The following is a 13,347-nucleotide window of genomic DNA, read 5'->3' as shown; positions in this document are numbered from 1 at the left end:
GCCGCAATTGTTAAAGCCCGGTTACGGGGATGTGATTGCGATGTGTTCGACCCGTGCTTCAATCAAAGACGTCCTCAACCACGTCCCAGGCCTCTTCCAACACCCGCGAAAAAAGCGATTTGCGTTTCTTGACCTTTCGCTGCACCTTCTTGCGCCGATCCGAGGAGATGCTGGCGGTGGACACGCTCTTTTTCCGGCTCTGTTGGCGGGCACGCGGCAGCATTTTCAGATCATGCAGCGGCGCGCCGCAGGCCGAACAACTCAACTCATGCCGATCCCGCCCTCTCAGGACCAGCGCGGCCCGGGTGCCGCAATAGCAGCAGGTGGCGATTTTCTGCGGACTGGAAATGGCGGCCTCCTATCGTGGTTGAGAGGCATATAGGGCGATCGCCGCCGCATTTGAGACGTTAAGCGAGCCAAAACCGCCCGCCGCGTCGATTTTGACCAGCTTGTCGACCGTTTCTTTTGTCTTTTGTCGCAGCCCCGGCCCCTCGGCCCCCAGAACCAGTGCCACCGGCTGCGCCTTTTGATCGCCAAGCGCCTGTTCTATGGTGTCTTCGGCCTCACCATCCAGCCCCAACACCAGAAACCCCATGCCCTGCAATTCGGTGATGGCATCGGCCAAGTTTCGGACCCGCAGATAAGGCTGGCGTTCCAGCGCGCCACTGGCGGATTTGGCCAGCGCGCCGGTTTCAGGCGCCGAATGATGTCTTGTGCCGATCACCGCACTGGCGCCCAGCACCTCGGCCGAACGCAGGATCGCGCCCACATTATGGGGGTCTGTGACCCGGTCCAGCAGGATCACTCGCGGATTTTCAACCCCGATGCAATTCTCGGCCAGACCGCCCCAGTTCAGCGGCCGCACTTCCAGCGCCGCGCCCTGATGGACCGAGCCGGCATCAATCGGCGCGCTGAACTTGCGCGGATCGACGATCTCGGGCTCGATCCCGCCCTCGGCGATCGCCTCGACCAGTTTGTCGCGCGCGTTGATCGTCACCAGCAGGCGCAGTTTCTGCCGTGCCGGGTTGCACAGCGCATCGCGCACCGCATGCAGACCAAAGAGCCACACTGTCTCGCTACCTGCCGCCTTGCGCGCCTGCTCTTTCTCGACGACCCATTTGGGTTTCTTGGCCATGTCTCGCCCATCCGCATTTTGATCTGGCGCAGATAGCAGATGTGTGGGCGCTGGGAAACAGGCTCTTCCAGAGCGTTTCGCCAACCCCTTTCCGGCATGGGTTTCCGCCACAAAATCACGTGCGCTGTGCCGATGCGGCGGCGGCGCTGAGAGCATCGCAAATTCGTCATTTTCCGGTTGACGCCTTCTGCCCGCTTGTCTATCTCCCCTGCTTGTTGGGCGACAGGCCGCAAGGTGTGGCAGGGGACTGTAACTCCCTCGCGGAGACGCACGCCTGGTTCGATTCCAGGGTCGCCCACCAAAATCTCAAAAATACAGTAGAATCAATGTTGAAGTGCACCGCACTTTCGAAATGACGGCCCTTGAGTTTCAATGGGTTACGAGCAAGGTGTACCGCAGTTCTCGCGAATAAGCGTCTTGCCCGACTCGCAATTGTTCCCCATATGTTCCATTACACAAATGTGGACACGGAAACGACGAAAGCCGGACCCGCTCACTGCTGGCGCTCAAGACGAAAGGCCATGAACATTGGAGTGTTGCCAGTGTTCAGCATCACCCGGATTGCGCCTTTTCCCAACAGAGCTTCACCCACAGGAGCGGAGACGGCCCTCTCCAGACGTTCGACAGCCAATTCTACGCCGCAGCGCAGCCTCTTCAAAGTTGCCGTTCGCGATATCGAGATAGCAGTGATCGCGCGTAGTACCTTTCGAGCCATGATCGGAAAGGGTTCTTTGGTCAGAGTTTCTGTTTGCGCCGCTGCAACAAAGCCATCGGCCAAGGAATTTCTCAAAAACGCGATGTGGCGTGATATAGAAAAGTCAGAACATCACAATGTCGCGATGTGGTTCGTCGACGCAACTAGGTAATGTTGATTTGGGAGGTCACGATGTTTCGGATATCGGCATGCATTGTTTCACTAGTGTTGGCGCCAACGAGTGTCTTCGCCGACGCTGTTCCTAGCGAACAGGCTGCTGAGGGCTTGTTTTCAGACCAGCCGTACTCTCCATATGCCAACCGGACCTTCCCTGAACGTCCGCTATGGGGGGACACGCATCTTCACACGGGTCTTTCATTGGACGCGGGCGCCTTTGGCAACACCCTGCTGCCGGATGATGCCTGGCGTTTTGCAAAAGGTGAGCAGGTTATTTCGTCCACTGGCCAGCCTGTAAGACTGGCCCGACCCTTGGATTGGATGGTCCTCACGGATCATACTGACCTGATGGGGTTTGCCCCGGACCTGCAGGCCGGCAAACCCGGCATTCTTGCTGATCCAAAAGGTCTGGAATGGTACGAAGGGTATACGGCAGGCGGGGAAGAGGCCGGGAAAGCGGCGTTCGACATCATCACCAATTTCTCGCAAATGACCCTGCCGGAAATCCTGCTAGAGTCCTATAGCCCGGGTGCAGACGCTTTTGCCTTCACCTGGGAGAATATCGTTCTGGCGGCGGAACGGCACAATGACCCCGGCAGCTTCACCGCTTTCATCGGGTTCGAGTGGACCTCGGTCCCGAAGGGGTTCAACCTGCACCGGAACGTCATGCTGCGTGATGGACCAATCAGGGCGCTCCAGATGGTACCTCCGGTTACACAACCGCCCTTTGGCGATACGGACCCAAGGGCGCTCTATTCATGGCTGGAAGAGTATCAGGACAAAACCGGCGGGCGGGCGGTTGCCTTTGCCCATAACGGCAACCTCTCGAACGGGTGGATGTTCCCAACCGAAGATACCTATCACGGCGGCAAGGTCGACGAGGAATACGTGGCTGCCCGCGCGAAATGGGAACCCCACTACGAGGTCACACAGATCAAGGGCGACGGCGAAGCACACCCTTTCCTGAGCCCGGACGACGAATTTGCGGACTACGAAAACTGGGACGTCGGCAACCTCGACATAACCGAACTGAAAACGGATGACATGCTGGCAGGCGAATACGCCAGAGAAGCATTGAAGCGGGGCCTGATGCTGGAAGAAAAGTTCGGCGTGAACCCATACAAGTTCGGAATGGGCGGGGCGACCGACAGCCATACTTCCCTGGCGACGGCCGAAGAAGACAATTTTTTTGGAAAATCCGTCAGCGTTGAACCTTCGGCCTCTAGAATCAGTCATCCTTTCATCGCCAATGATCTTGGCGAGATTCCCGGCGACCTTCTTGTCGCATCTGGATACACCGCCGTCTGGGCTACCGAGAATACACGCGCCGCGATCTTCGATGCGTTCAAACGACGCGAAACCTATGCAACAACCGGCCCCCGGATCGGCTTGCGGTTCTTTGGCGGATGGGATTTCAATGACGCTGACGTAGAAACGCGTTTCCTCGCAGATGTCGGCTATACCAAGGGCGTTCCGATGGGCTCGGATCTGCGGCCTCGCGAAGGCGACGGTGGACCGTCTTTCCTTATCGCTGCGCTGCGCGATCCGGTCGGGGCAAATCTGGATCGTGTGCAGGTTGTAAAGGGGTGGCTGGATTCCGAAGGCGCCTTGCAGGAAAAGGTCTACGACGTGGCGTGGTCGGATAATCGTGTTGCTGATGCAAACGGCAAGGTTCCTGCGGTTGGAAACACAGTGGATGTGGATACTGCCAGTTGGACCAACACAATCGGCGCGGCCGAACTTGTGACCGTTTGGTCCGATCCTGATTTCGATCCAAATGCGCGGGCGTTCTATTACGTGCGCGTCATCGAAATTCCCACGCCGCGTTGGGTGCTGTACGACAAATTGCGGTTTGGCGCGGAATTGCCAGAAGACGCAGTACTTACACATCAGGAACGCGCGTATTCATCTCCGATCTGGTACACGCCGACAGAGTGATCACTCTAACAACTGGGCAATTGGTATTCCGGGGGTAGAGATTTCTACCCCCGGTACGTCCACTGAACAGCTGAAGTTCACTGAGAATGCATTTCCTTGCAAAACCCAACAGGCTGATGGCAGCATCGATTTATAGAACCGGATCGTGTTTCACGCAGGAGCCTTCATGCATTTTTTGAAAGAACCGCTGTTCCATTTCTTTCTGATTGGAATGGCTATATTTGTTTGGTTCCAAATAGTTGCACCGGAAAAAGGGAACGTCGAAGATCTCGAAACTATAGCGATCAACGAAAGTGATGTCGCCTTATTGGCTGCTCAGTTTGAGGCAAGGTGGAAAAGAGCGCCAAGCGATACTGAGCTACAAGCTCTGGTCGATGCGTCCGTTCGTGAAGAGGTTCTTGTTCGCGAAGCGCGAAAGCTTGGCCTGGATCGCGGAGATACTGTGATCAGGTCCCGGCTTAGCCAAAAGATGGACTTTCTGACCGAAGCGATCGCGACATCAGTTGTTCCGGAAGAGGAAGAGTTAGAGGCCTTTTTCCAACAAAACTCTGAACGCTACGCAACACCCGCCAAGGTGGCCTTCAATCAAGTTTTTCTGGGAGAGAAACCAAGCGAAGCCGAGGTCGAGCAAGCACTGGCCGCATTGCGCGCCGAGCAGTCGCCGCCTGATTTGGGGCGCTCGCGAATGCTACCCGCTTCAATGCCCTTAACCGCGAAGAAAGCAATCGATACGGTATTTGGTGCAGGGTTTTCTAATGGCTTCGAAAAACTCAACGTGGGGGAATGGTCGGGTCCGATCCGGTCGGGCTATGGCGATCACTTGGTTCAGATTCTTGCCATTGAACCCAGCCTACTGCCGCCTTTGGAAGAAATTCACGATGCGGTTCTGAGGGACTGGCGGCGAACTATGGGTGACGATCTGGCTCAAGCACAATATGAGGTCCTCGCCAATGGCTACGAAATTGTAGCGCCCGATCTCTTAGGTCGGGCCAAATGAAAGCGGTAGTTTGCTCGCTACTTGCGCTGGTCTTTGCGTGGCTGGCAGGGAGCGCCTCTGCGCATGCGCTTGATCCGGGATATCTGGAAATTCGGCAAATTGCATCAGATACGTGGAGCGTTCATTGGCGAAAGCCCGATGTGAATGGTCAGCCGATGGCGATTTACGCGGTCTTGCCGGATATCTGCACTCCGGCGCGTGGTCCTGAACCGACTTTTGACGGCGGAGCGTGGATTTCATCCTGGGTGGTCGAGTGCGGCGCAAATCTCGCAGGTCAATCCATTGCGATTGACGGCCTGGAGACCCAGAAGAACGATGTATTGATGCGCCTGCACCTGTTAGCGGGCAAGCCTACGACACTTCGTTTCACCCCGGATGTGACCGTTCAGAACATACCTGCCCAACAGACCACATGGTCAGTTTTTTCCGCCTATTTCCTGTTGGGGTTTGAGCACATTCTGGAAGGCTGGGATCATCTGCTGTTTGTCTTTGCCCTGTTCATTCTGGTCCGCAATCCGTGGAGACTGGTGGGGGCGGTGACTGCCTTCACTCTTGCGCACTCGATAACGCTGGCACTGGCGACATTCGGCGTTTTGAATGTTCCGGGCCCACCTGTAGAAGCTGTTATCGCCCTATCAATCGTTTTTTTGGCGGTGGAGATTGTTAAAGGCGGGGAAAGCCGATTCCGGCTCTCAGAACAGAAACCCTGGATTGTTTGTTTTGGCTTTGGGCTATTGCATGGCCTTGGTTTCGCGGGTGCTTTGGCCGACATCGGACTACCATCAAACGATATCCCTGCGGCATTGCTGGCCTTCAACATCGGCGTCGAAGCTGGTCAGCTTAGTTTTATCGGGGCATTGGCTCTACTCGTCGCCACCTGGCGACTGATCGCGGTTCCGATAGGTCGAACTGCAACACTGGCTACCGCCTATGGCATCGGTTCGGTGTCGATGTATTGGCTAATAGAACGCATAAGCGGTTTTGAATCGTGGTGACACCCTAATATTTGGGCATTGTATTGGCTCAGTGGGCAATCTGATCACATAGAGCCGAACTTGATCGCTTTCAGACGCAACTTCGTTGAACTAGCCAACGCTCCGATGTCCGTTTTGTCTAAGGTTTTTGGTTGCTGGATGCGTGTGACCCGGCGGCGATGAACCTGGCAAGGAGGAAAGCCCGGGCGGATATTGGTGCCATGGGTATAGTGGCTCAGGGCTTGTGCAATCGATGCACTAAGTTTCGAGGTCTGCAACGCCGATGAGTGGCGACCCGTCGAATTTTCCGGTCCGGCGTCGCCAATCGACCTCTCCTTTTGTAGCCATGAGCCTTTCGCTGCGCAGTTTTCGTTGGAGCGGCCGCGTGGACTGGTCCGGCATCCCCGGCGCGGATCAAAGGGTGGGTCAGATGCGCCAGTCGCGACCTATTTCGGCGCGATCTAAGAGATGAGGCCGCTAGCGGTTGGTGGATAGAGGGATCAGACCGCTCTGACCCGCCCGGTCAAAGTCAACCGCGAGTCAAACCAGCCCTGCAATGCGTCGATATCGCCATCCAGCACATCGGCGATTCCGCCAGCAAATTCCTGGAAGCGGTCGAGGTTCAACCCGTTGACACCTACCAGAACCGGAATCTCACGCTCCAGCGCGTCGGCGATCACCGGGCGGAAACCGCGGCCATCGGCCTCGTGCTTGCCGAATTTGTTGATGATCAGCAGCTCGGGCCCGGCGTCCAGAGACTGGGTGACCAGCCCCACCGCGCGCTCAAGCTCGGACGGGTCAAGGCGACACCCTCGGGCATTAGCCCCCAGCGATTGCGAGATGCGGATGGTTTCACCGGTGGGCAGCACCTTGAGGTCCATATCGCATTTGTAGCCATCGGCGCATTCGGTGTTGGTTTGCACCACGCCCGCCAGCGGGGTCCCCACCTGCAACAGGCGCTCTGCAAAGGCGCTGAGCAGCAGATCGGTTGCACCACGCTCGGTTGTTGTGACACAGGCGAGTTTCATGAGCCGTTTCCTTTTTCTGGTCTCATCGCGTTCAGATAGCATGGTTTTTCCGCACCTGCCACGTTCTCTATGGGACTGGCGACAGGCCAATCACCGTTCCATGCAGGGCAAAAAACAACAGATAGAGCGCCGCCCCGCCGATCAAGGCATGTGGTTGCGCCAATGCCGACAGGCCGCGCAAAGAGAAGCGCGCGGTGTTGCGGGCCAACTGCTCCCATTCCGCCCCCATCATGCGCCGCTTGCGCCGGTCGATCAGCGCCATGCCCGCGAGGGAAAACACCGCAAAGCCGCCAAACAGGATCACATGGGCCAGATCGCCATTGGCCAGCAAATGCGCCAGCGACCAGAGCATCAGCGCCAACAACAAGGGATGGCGCGTCAGTGCAAGGATGCCGGGATGTTCAGGGTCGAAGTCACCCTGCCCGAGCCCGCCAAACGAGAGCGGGTTACAGATCGAGATACCCGCCACGATCAGCGGGCAGGCGAGCGCCATCAACAGCGCCGGTGCCCAACGCAGCGCGTCATGCGGCGGCAGAACCTGCACATAAGGCGCCTGCGCGGCCGCCGAGACCAGCCAGATCAGGATCAGAACCGACAACAGGGAATAGCCCAGAATATAGGGGCGCAGCCCGACCGCCTCGACCAGCGCCGATCTGACCCGGGGCCGGGCCGGGATCATGTGGCTGGCCAGAAAGGCCAGCAACGCCAATGTGAAATCGGTCCAGCCGCTCATGCCATCGCCTCATGTCGCTCTGCGATCCCGTTCTGGGGCAGAGACGCCCTGCATGCCTTGTCATTGGTCAAGTCGCCGGAGCCTGATTACAGCCCCAGCGCCTGTCTGCGTTCCTCGGCAAAGCCCTGCACCATACGGTCGGCGATCAGGGCAAGAATGGCCATGGCTGCGCCTGCCGAAATGCCCAGACCCACATCCGCCTGCCCCAGCGCCAGATAGATCGACTGACCAAGACCGGTGGTGCCGATCAGTGCCGCGATCACCAGCATGGCAAAGGCATAGAGGATAGTCTGGTTCAGCCCCAGCAGGATGGTCGGCGCAGCGTAAGGCGCGCGAATATCACGCAGGATTTGCCACTCGGTCGCACCGCTTGCGATCGCGGCCTCCATCATCTCGTCCGGCGTGTTTACCAGCCCGTGCCGCGTGTAGCGGATCATCGGGACGACCGCATAGGCGCAGATCGCCAGGAAGGCCGAGAACTCGCCGATCTGAAACACCATCAGCACCGGGATCAGGAAGACGAACAATGGGATCGTCTGCAACATGTCGCAAACGGGGCGCACGACCTTCCACGCGGTGTCGCTGACCGCGCTGAGCAACCCGACTGCACCTCCGACCACGGCGCAGGCAAAGACCGCCGCGCCGCTGAGATAGAGCGACAACAGCGCCCTCTCCCACAGGCCCGAAACAAGGATGGTACTGAGCAGGATCAGGGTCATCAGCGCCAGCTTGCGCCCGCCCGCGACCCAGCCAAGTGCCGACGCGCCGACCAGAACAAAGGGCCACGGCAGATTGGCGATGCCGGTTTCCAGCATGCCGATGCCGATCAACACCATCAGCCCGCCTGTCACATGCCCGCGCCAGGCCATCAGCAGGGCGATCACCGCACCTGCTGCGAACAGCCCGTAGCTCATGGACGGCGTCCAGGCGAAGCCCCAGGTGAAGGGCAGCACCGCCTGATCCAGTCCGATCCGCAAGGGCAGCAGCACGTAAAACATCGAGTTGTTCTTGAGCGCATCCAGCCACGGGCCGTTGTTTTGAGTAAAGGATGTCAGACCGCTATCCACCGCCGCCGCGACCGGGTCCATCAGCGTGAATTCCGAGGCGTTGGGCAGGCTGGACCAGAATAGCGCCGTGAAGACGACACCAAATGCCACCAGCGCCCAGACCACGCGGCGGTCATGGCGCTTGCGCTCGGTCGCCAGCGCGCCGCTCATCCGGTCGATGACAACGGCAAAGACCACGATCACCATGCCCGCAAGCAGCGACTCGCCGAACTGCGCCTTGCGCATGGTCAGCAGGACCTCCCAGCCGATATCGTTGAAGCCGCCGATCACCGCCGCGATGATCACCATCGACAGCGCCGCCATCAGGCACTGATTCATCCCGATCATGATCTGAGTGGTGGCCGAAGGGATCTCGACCTGAAAGAGTTGCTGGAACCGCGTGCCGCCGGACATGATGGCGGCCTCCTTGATCTCGGGCTCGACCCGCTCCAGACCAAGCATCACGTTGCGCGCCATGGGAGGCGCTGCATAGATCGCCGAGGCGATCAGACCGACCACCGGGCCAAAGCCGAAGAGCAGCAGCAGCGGCGTGAGATAGGCAAAAGTCGGCACCGTCTGCATGATGTCCAGCACCGCCTGCACCGCCGATTTCACCCGTGGCACTTCATTGGCGAGGATACCGATCGCACCGCCAAGGATCAGCGCAAGCGGTACCGAAACCGCCACCAGCGCCAGTGTGTTCATGCTCTGCGGCCAATAGCCCGAGGACAGCACAAAGCTCAGCCCCAGAAAGCCCAAAGCTGCCATCGGCAAACCACCGATATACCAGCCCAGCGCTGTTACCAGTCCGATCACGATGGGCCAAGGCGTCGCGCCCAGCGCCGCATTGGCCCAATCCATCGGATAGCGCATCAGTTCCGAGAACAGCCGGGCCACCGGCTTGATCCCTTCCAGAAACCACTTCAGCGCGGCCCCGACCCAATCCGTCGCGGGCAGCGCCCATTCCGAAGGCCAGGTGACCAGCCACGGCACCAACGGCTCCAGCGCCAGACACAAAGCGCCGACCAACAGCGTGATCAGCGCAGCTTGCGTGCCCTTGCTCAGTTGGGTCACCGCAGGTGGGGCAAGCGGTTCGGCGATACTCATGCCTCGTCCACCTGAAGGGCGGCGGCCAGATCGGACGGATGGACCGTGCCGACAACATCGCCGCTGGCATCCCGCACCGGCACCGGTTCGTAAAGGTTCATGCATTTGGCAAGCGCTGCATCCAGCGTCATGCCGGTTTGCAGCCCCGGATCGTCGGGGCCGAAAGCGGATGCGCCTTCACGCATGACCGAGGACACGATGGCATGCTGGCCCTTTGCCACGTCCTTGGAGAACTCGCGCACATAGTCGTCAACCGGATGCAGCACGATCTCGGTCGGGGTGCCGATCTGCACGATCTTGCCGTCGCGCATGATCGCGATGCGATCCGCCAGCTTCAGAGCCTCGGCAATGTCATGGGTGATGAACACGATGGATTTCTTCAGCGTCGCCTGAATGTTGAGGAACTCGTCTTGCAACTGCCGCCGGATCAGCGGATCAAGCGCCGAAAACGGCTCGTCCAGAAACCAGATATCGGGATTCACCGCCAGCGAGCGCGCAATGCCGACACGCTGCCGCTGCCCGCCCGAGAGCTGGCGGGGGAAGCTGTCTTCGCGCCCCTCAAGCCCGACCAGAGAGATCACCTCGCGCGCGCGCTCCGTGCGTTCCTTGCGGCTGATCCCCTGAACCCGCAATGGATAGGCCACGTTCTCGGTCACCGTCATATGCGGGAACAGTCCGAAATGCTGGAACACCATGCCCAGCTTCTGGCGACGCAATGTGGTCAGGCGTTTCTTGCTGGCCCCGCGCACATCCTCGCCATCGATACGGATTTCTCCGCCGGTACCCGACAAGAGTTGCGAGATACAGCGGATGAGGGTGGATTTGCCCGAGCCTGACAGGCCCATGATCACAAAAAGCTCGCCCTCATGAACCTCGAAATTGGCGTCCTGCACCGCCGGAATCATCCCGGCCTCGCGCAGCATGTCGGCTGCCTTATCCGCATCATTGCCTGACCGAGCCAACGCGTCGGTCAGGGCCTTCTCTGCGCCATCGCCAAACACCTGCCAGAGATTCCGGCAGGCGATGGCTGACGTGTTTGTGTCTGTCACCTGTTGCGGCTCACTTGGTTGCCGCGTCAACGACCGGGCGCCACTTGTCCTCATTCTCGGACATCCAGGTGGCAACCACCTCTTCAACAGCACCGCCATCCACGTCGATCGCCCCCATCATCGGCTGCTGATCATCGACGGACAGCGCGTAGTTGGTCAGGATTTCATAAGCGGCGGGCCATTTATCCTCAAACCCGGACCAACCGGCCTTGAAGATACGCGAAGGCGCGAAGTCACAGTCATTGACCGCGTTGGGGTTGGGACCCCAGGCCGGATCGTTGAAGCACGCCTCTTCGCCCACGGGCAGGTCAACGAACTGCACGTCATAGGCCGACATCGCCCAATGCGGCTGCCAGAAGGTGATCAACAGCGGCGATTTGCGTTCGGTCGAGGCGCGCAATTCCGCAATCAGCGCCCCCTCGGAACCCGCCGGCACGGCCTTGAACGGCAGGTCCAGACCGGTCATGCGATCAGCGCCGGGCGTGCCCCAGTCGGCGGGATAATCCACCAGACGGCCACCGGGCAACGTTTCGGCAGTCGCGAAGATCTGGGCACAGTCCTGCAGCGCCTCCCAGGCGGGCAGGCCCGGGCAGAGCTCGGCCACATGCGCGGGATAGGCGATGCCCTCCTTGGCATCGAGGCCCAGATCGCCAATCTCGACGACAGTGCCCTCTTCCACCTTCTTGGCGTATTCGTCGGACACGTTCGAAGACCAGATTTCCAGCGTCGCATGGATATCGCCATCGGCCAGCGCCTGGAACTGGTTCATCATCCCGGCGGTGACAAATTCCACGTCATACCCGGCGGCCTTGAGCATCTCGCCTGCCACATGAGTTGTCACATGCTGACCGGTCCATTCGTTGACGGCGAGTTTGATCGGTTCGTCCACCGCGCCCATATCCGCAGCCTGCACCACACCGGCCACTGCACTCAGAACGATCCCCAAGCTTGCTGTCTTCATCTGCATTTCTCCCTGTTATGCATCTGTTGCGTCGCCCGGCAGTATCGGCTGATTCCTGGCCAGTGTCACGCAACGCTACGCGATGGTGTTTTTCTTGATTGATCAGTCAATCATCAATCAGGTCACCCGATTCTTGTCGAGAAAAAAGTGACCCTAGAGCGGTTTTTTGGACGGTTTCGGTGCGCACGTGATCTGAAAACGCTGCGCGTTTCCTGAAGACCAACAGCGGGGCGCAATTCCGCGTCCTCTAGTCAAACCGTCTCTTCCATCGCGCACAGCGTTCGGCATCGCGCGCCTCATAGGCCCGTAGAGCAGCGACAAGGCTTTGATCGAACCGATCCTCGCTACCCTCTCCTAACGCCGTCAGACGCATCGAATACCATGCCGTGATACCGCCACGCGTCGGCGCATCAAAGGTCGGAAACCCTGGATCGCCACCCGCGTCGCTTAACCAGGCGTTTGCCAGCGACGGGTTCAGCGCCATCGTGCGCGCCAGCCCGATCGCATCCGCCGCACCACCCTGCACTGCCGCCACGGCCTGTGGCCGCGTCCTGAAGCCGCCGGTCAGCATGATCGGGATGGAGGTGACGCCTTTGGCGCGGCGGGCAAATTCGAGGAAGTAGGGGCCAGAGGAAGCGCTACCGTCCGAACTGGAGGCGGCACCGGGAAAATAGGTGCCCCCACTTATATCGATAAGGTCCACGGAGGTCTTGTCGAGCAGTTGCACCACTTCCAGCGCCTCCTCCTCGGTCAGGCCCCCGACCAGCTTGTCGGTGGCGTTGATCTTGATGCCGATCGGGAAGGATGCTCCAACCGCCTGTCTGATGGCCTCGATGGTCTCGTCGATGACACGGAAACGCCGGGCGACCGACCCGCCATAGACATCCGTTCGATGATTGAACAGAGGAGACAGAAATTGACTGAAGAGGAACCCGTGACCTGCATGTATTTGCACGCCACCAAATCCGGCCCCCTTGGCAAGACCGGCGGCGCGGGCATAATACCCTGGCAAGCTTTCGATGTCAGCCTGTGTCATCCCTTCGCATTGCAAGCCTTCGATATTCAGGGGCGACGGTCCTTTTGGCTCGCTGATCGGCCCGTGCGACAGCGCGCCGGCATGACCAAGCTGTGGCCAGATATGCGCCTCGTTCACCGACCCTCGCGCCGCGAGGGCTTGCAGCCCATCCAGATCCGCATCCGGCACGAGGACAAGATTTCCCGGCTTCTCGGGAAAGAAAGGGCTCGTCTGCACCTCGCCGATCAGAGACAGGGCGGCACCGCCCTCGGCCCATCGCTCATAGAGCCGCATCTGGGTTTCGCTCGGATTCCCCTCACCATCCCCAAGGCTGTCGGACATGGCGGCCTTGATCAGACGGTTCTTCAGCTGAACACCGCAAGGCAACTCCAGCGGTTGCGTCAAGGCGATCCAGTCATCCTGCACGATCCGGCTCATATCATCCTCCATTGGGATTTTCGATCGAAGACTACCTATCAGGCCCGTCACCGTA

The 13,347-nt window shown here is 59.3% G+C and carries 12 protein-coding genes and 1 tRNA gene; 4 read left to right on the top strand and 9 right to left on the bottom strand.

The features are described 5' to 3' along the window. Positions 1-58: 58 nt before the first annotated feature. Positions 59-349 carry a hypothetical protein gene (locus tag AB1E34_RS18125; RefSeq protein WP_372573778.1) on the bottom strand — a complete coding sequence of 97 codons (291 nt, stop codon included), beginning with the start codon at positions 347-349 and terminating at the stop codon, positions 59-61. A gap of 9 nt (positions 350-358) precedes the next feature. After that, on the bottom strand, positions 359-1,135 hold the full coding sequence (gene rlmB, locus AB1E34_RS18120) for a 23S rRNA (guanosine(2251)-2'-O)-methyltransferase RlmB (protein WP_372573724.1): 777 nt from the start codon (positions 1,133-1,135) through the stop codon (positions 359-361). A gap of 217 nt (positions 1,136-1,352) precedes the next feature. Between rlmB and AB1E34_RS18115 the strand changes: the two genes are divergently transcribed. After that, a tRNA-Tyr gene (locus AB1E34_RS18115) sits at positions 1,353-1,436 on the top strand. Positions 1,437-1,628: 192 nt separating this feature from the next. Here AB1E34_RS18115 and AB1E34_RS18110 read toward each other — a convergent pair. Further along, the gene (locus AB1E34_RS18110; RefSeq protein ID WP_372573723.1) at positions 1,629-1,913 is read right to left on the bottom strand and encodes a hypothetical protein; all 285 of its coding nucleotides are present in this window, start codon (positions 1,911-1,913) and stop codon (positions 1,629-1,631) included. Positions 1,914-2,000: 87 nt separating this feature from the next. Here AB1E34_RS18110 and AB1E34_RS18105 point away from each other — a divergent pair, with 87 nt between their 5' ends. The 3 genes from AB1E34_RS18105 to AB1E34_RS18095 all read left to right on the top strand — a co-directional run bounded on the left by AB1E34_RS18105 (position 2,001) and on the right by AB1E34_RS18095 (position 5,936). Then, on the top strand, positions 2,001-3,944 hold the full coding sequence (locus AB1E34_RS18105) for a DUF3604 domain-containing protein (protein ID WP_372573722.1): 1,944 nt from the start codon (positions 2,001-2,003) through the stop codon (positions 3,942-3,944). Between the two features lie 166 nt (positions 3,945-4,110). Further along, positions 4,111-4,941, top strand: coding sequence for a peptidylprolyl isomerase (locus tag AB1E34_RS18100; RefSeq protein WP_372573721.1), 831 nt, complete (start codon positions 4,111-4,113; stop codon positions 4,939-4,941). Then, on the top strand, positions 4,938-5,936 hold the full coding sequence (locus AB1E34_RS18095) for a HupE/UreJ family protein (protein ID WP_372573720.1): 999 nt from the start codon (positions 4,938-4,940) through the stop codon (positions 5,934-5,936). The genes AB1E34_RS18100 and AB1E34_RS18095 overlap by 4 nt, the downstream gene beginning before the upstream one ends. 479 nt (positions 5,937-6,415) lie before the next feature. On the opposite strand, the gene AB1E34_RS18090 is transcribed toward AB1E34_RS18095, so the two are convergent. From AB1E34_RS18090 to AB1E34_RS18065, 6 genes are all read right to left on the bottom strand, one after another. Continuing rightward, entirely contained in the window at positions 6,416-6,943 is a 528-nt protein-coding gene (locus AB1E34_RS18090; RefSeq protein ID WP_372573719.1) for a DUF2478 domain-containing protein, read from the bottom strand. Positions 6,944-7,010: 67 nt separating this feature from the next. Beyond that, positions 7,011-7,676 carry an NnrU family protein gene (locus AB1E34_RS18085; RefSeq protein ID WP_372573718.1) on the bottom strand — a complete coding sequence of 222 codons (666 nt, stop codon included), beginning with the start codon at positions 7,674-7,676 and terminating at the stop codon, positions 7,011-7,013. Positions 7,677-7,762: 86 nt separating this feature from the next. Then, complete coding sequence (locus tag AB1E34_RS18080; RefSeq protein ID WP_372573717.1) at positions 7,763-9,829, bottom strand: ABC transporter permease; 2,067 nt, start codon at positions 9,827-9,829, stop codon at positions 7,763-7,765. Next, on the bottom strand, positions 9,826-10,878 hold the full coding sequence (locus tag AB1E34_RS18075; RefSeq protein ID WP_372573716.1) for a quaternary amine ABC transporter ATP-binding protein: 1,053 nt from the start codon (positions 10,876-10,878) through the stop codon (positions 9,826-9,828). Before AB1E34_RS18075 ends, AB1E34_RS18080 begins: the two co-directional genes overlap by 4 nt. 10 nt (positions 10,879-10,888) lie before the next feature. Continuing rightward, positions 10,889-11,845, bottom strand: a complete 957-nt coding sequence (locus tag AB1E34_RS18070) for an ABC transporter substrate-binding protein (RefSeq protein ID WP_372573715.1) — start codon at positions 11,843-11,845, stop codon at positions 10,889-10,891. Between the two features lie 241 nt (positions 11,846-12,086). Beyond that, complete coding sequence (locus AB1E34_RS18065; RefSeq protein ID WP_372573714.1) at positions 12,087-13,292, bottom strand: oxidoreductase; 1,206 nt, start codon at positions 13,290-13,292, stop codon at positions 12,087-12,089. Positions 13,293-13,347: the final 55 nt, after the last annotated feature.

Source organism: Ruegeria jejuensis (assembly GCF_041537905.1).
GTDB lineage: Bacteria > Pseudomonadota > Alphaproteobacteria > Rhodobacterales > Rhodobacteraceae > Ruegeria_C.
The sequence above is the reverse complement of the archived record's forward strand: the minus strand, read 5'-3'. Positions and strand labels throughout refer to the sequence as shown.

Coding starts and splice junctions, on each gene's coding strand:
- AB1E34_RS18065 (WP_372573714.1), bottom strand. CDS start 13,292: ATGAGCCGGATCGTGCAGGATGACTGGATCGCCTTGACGCAACCGCTG.
- AB1E34_RS18070 (WP_372573715.1), bottom strand. CDS start 11,845: ATGCAGATGAAGACAGCAAGCTTGGGGATCGTTCTGAGTGCAGTGGCC.
- rlmB (WP_372573724.1), bottom strand. CDS start 1,135: ATGGCCAAGAAACCCAAATGGGTCGTCGAGAAAGAGCAGGCGCGCAAG.
- AB1E34_RS18090 (WP_372573719.1), bottom strand. CDS start 6,943: ATGAAACTCGCCTGTGTCACAACAACCGAGCGTGGTGCAACCGATCTG.
- AB1E34_RS18085 (WP_372573718.1), bottom strand. CDS start 7,676: ATGAGCGGCTGGACCGATTTCACATTGGCGTTGCTGGCCTTTCTGGCC.
- AB1E34_RS18080 (WP_372573717.1), bottom strand. CDS start 9,829: ATGAGTATCGCCGAACCGCTTGCCCCACCTGCGGTGACCCAACTGAGC.
- AB1E34_RS18100 (WP_372573721.1), top strand. CDS start 4,111: ATGCATTTTTTGAAAGAACCGCTGTTCCATTTCTTTCTGATTGGAATG.
- AB1E34_RS18095 (WP_372573720.1), top strand. CDS start 4,938: ATGAAAGCGGTAGTTTGCTCGCTACTTGCGCTGGTCTTTGCGTGGCTG.
- AB1E34_RS18105 (WP_372573722.1), top strand. CDS start 2,001: ATGTTGATTTGGGAGGTCACGATGTTTCGGATATCGGCATGCATTGTT.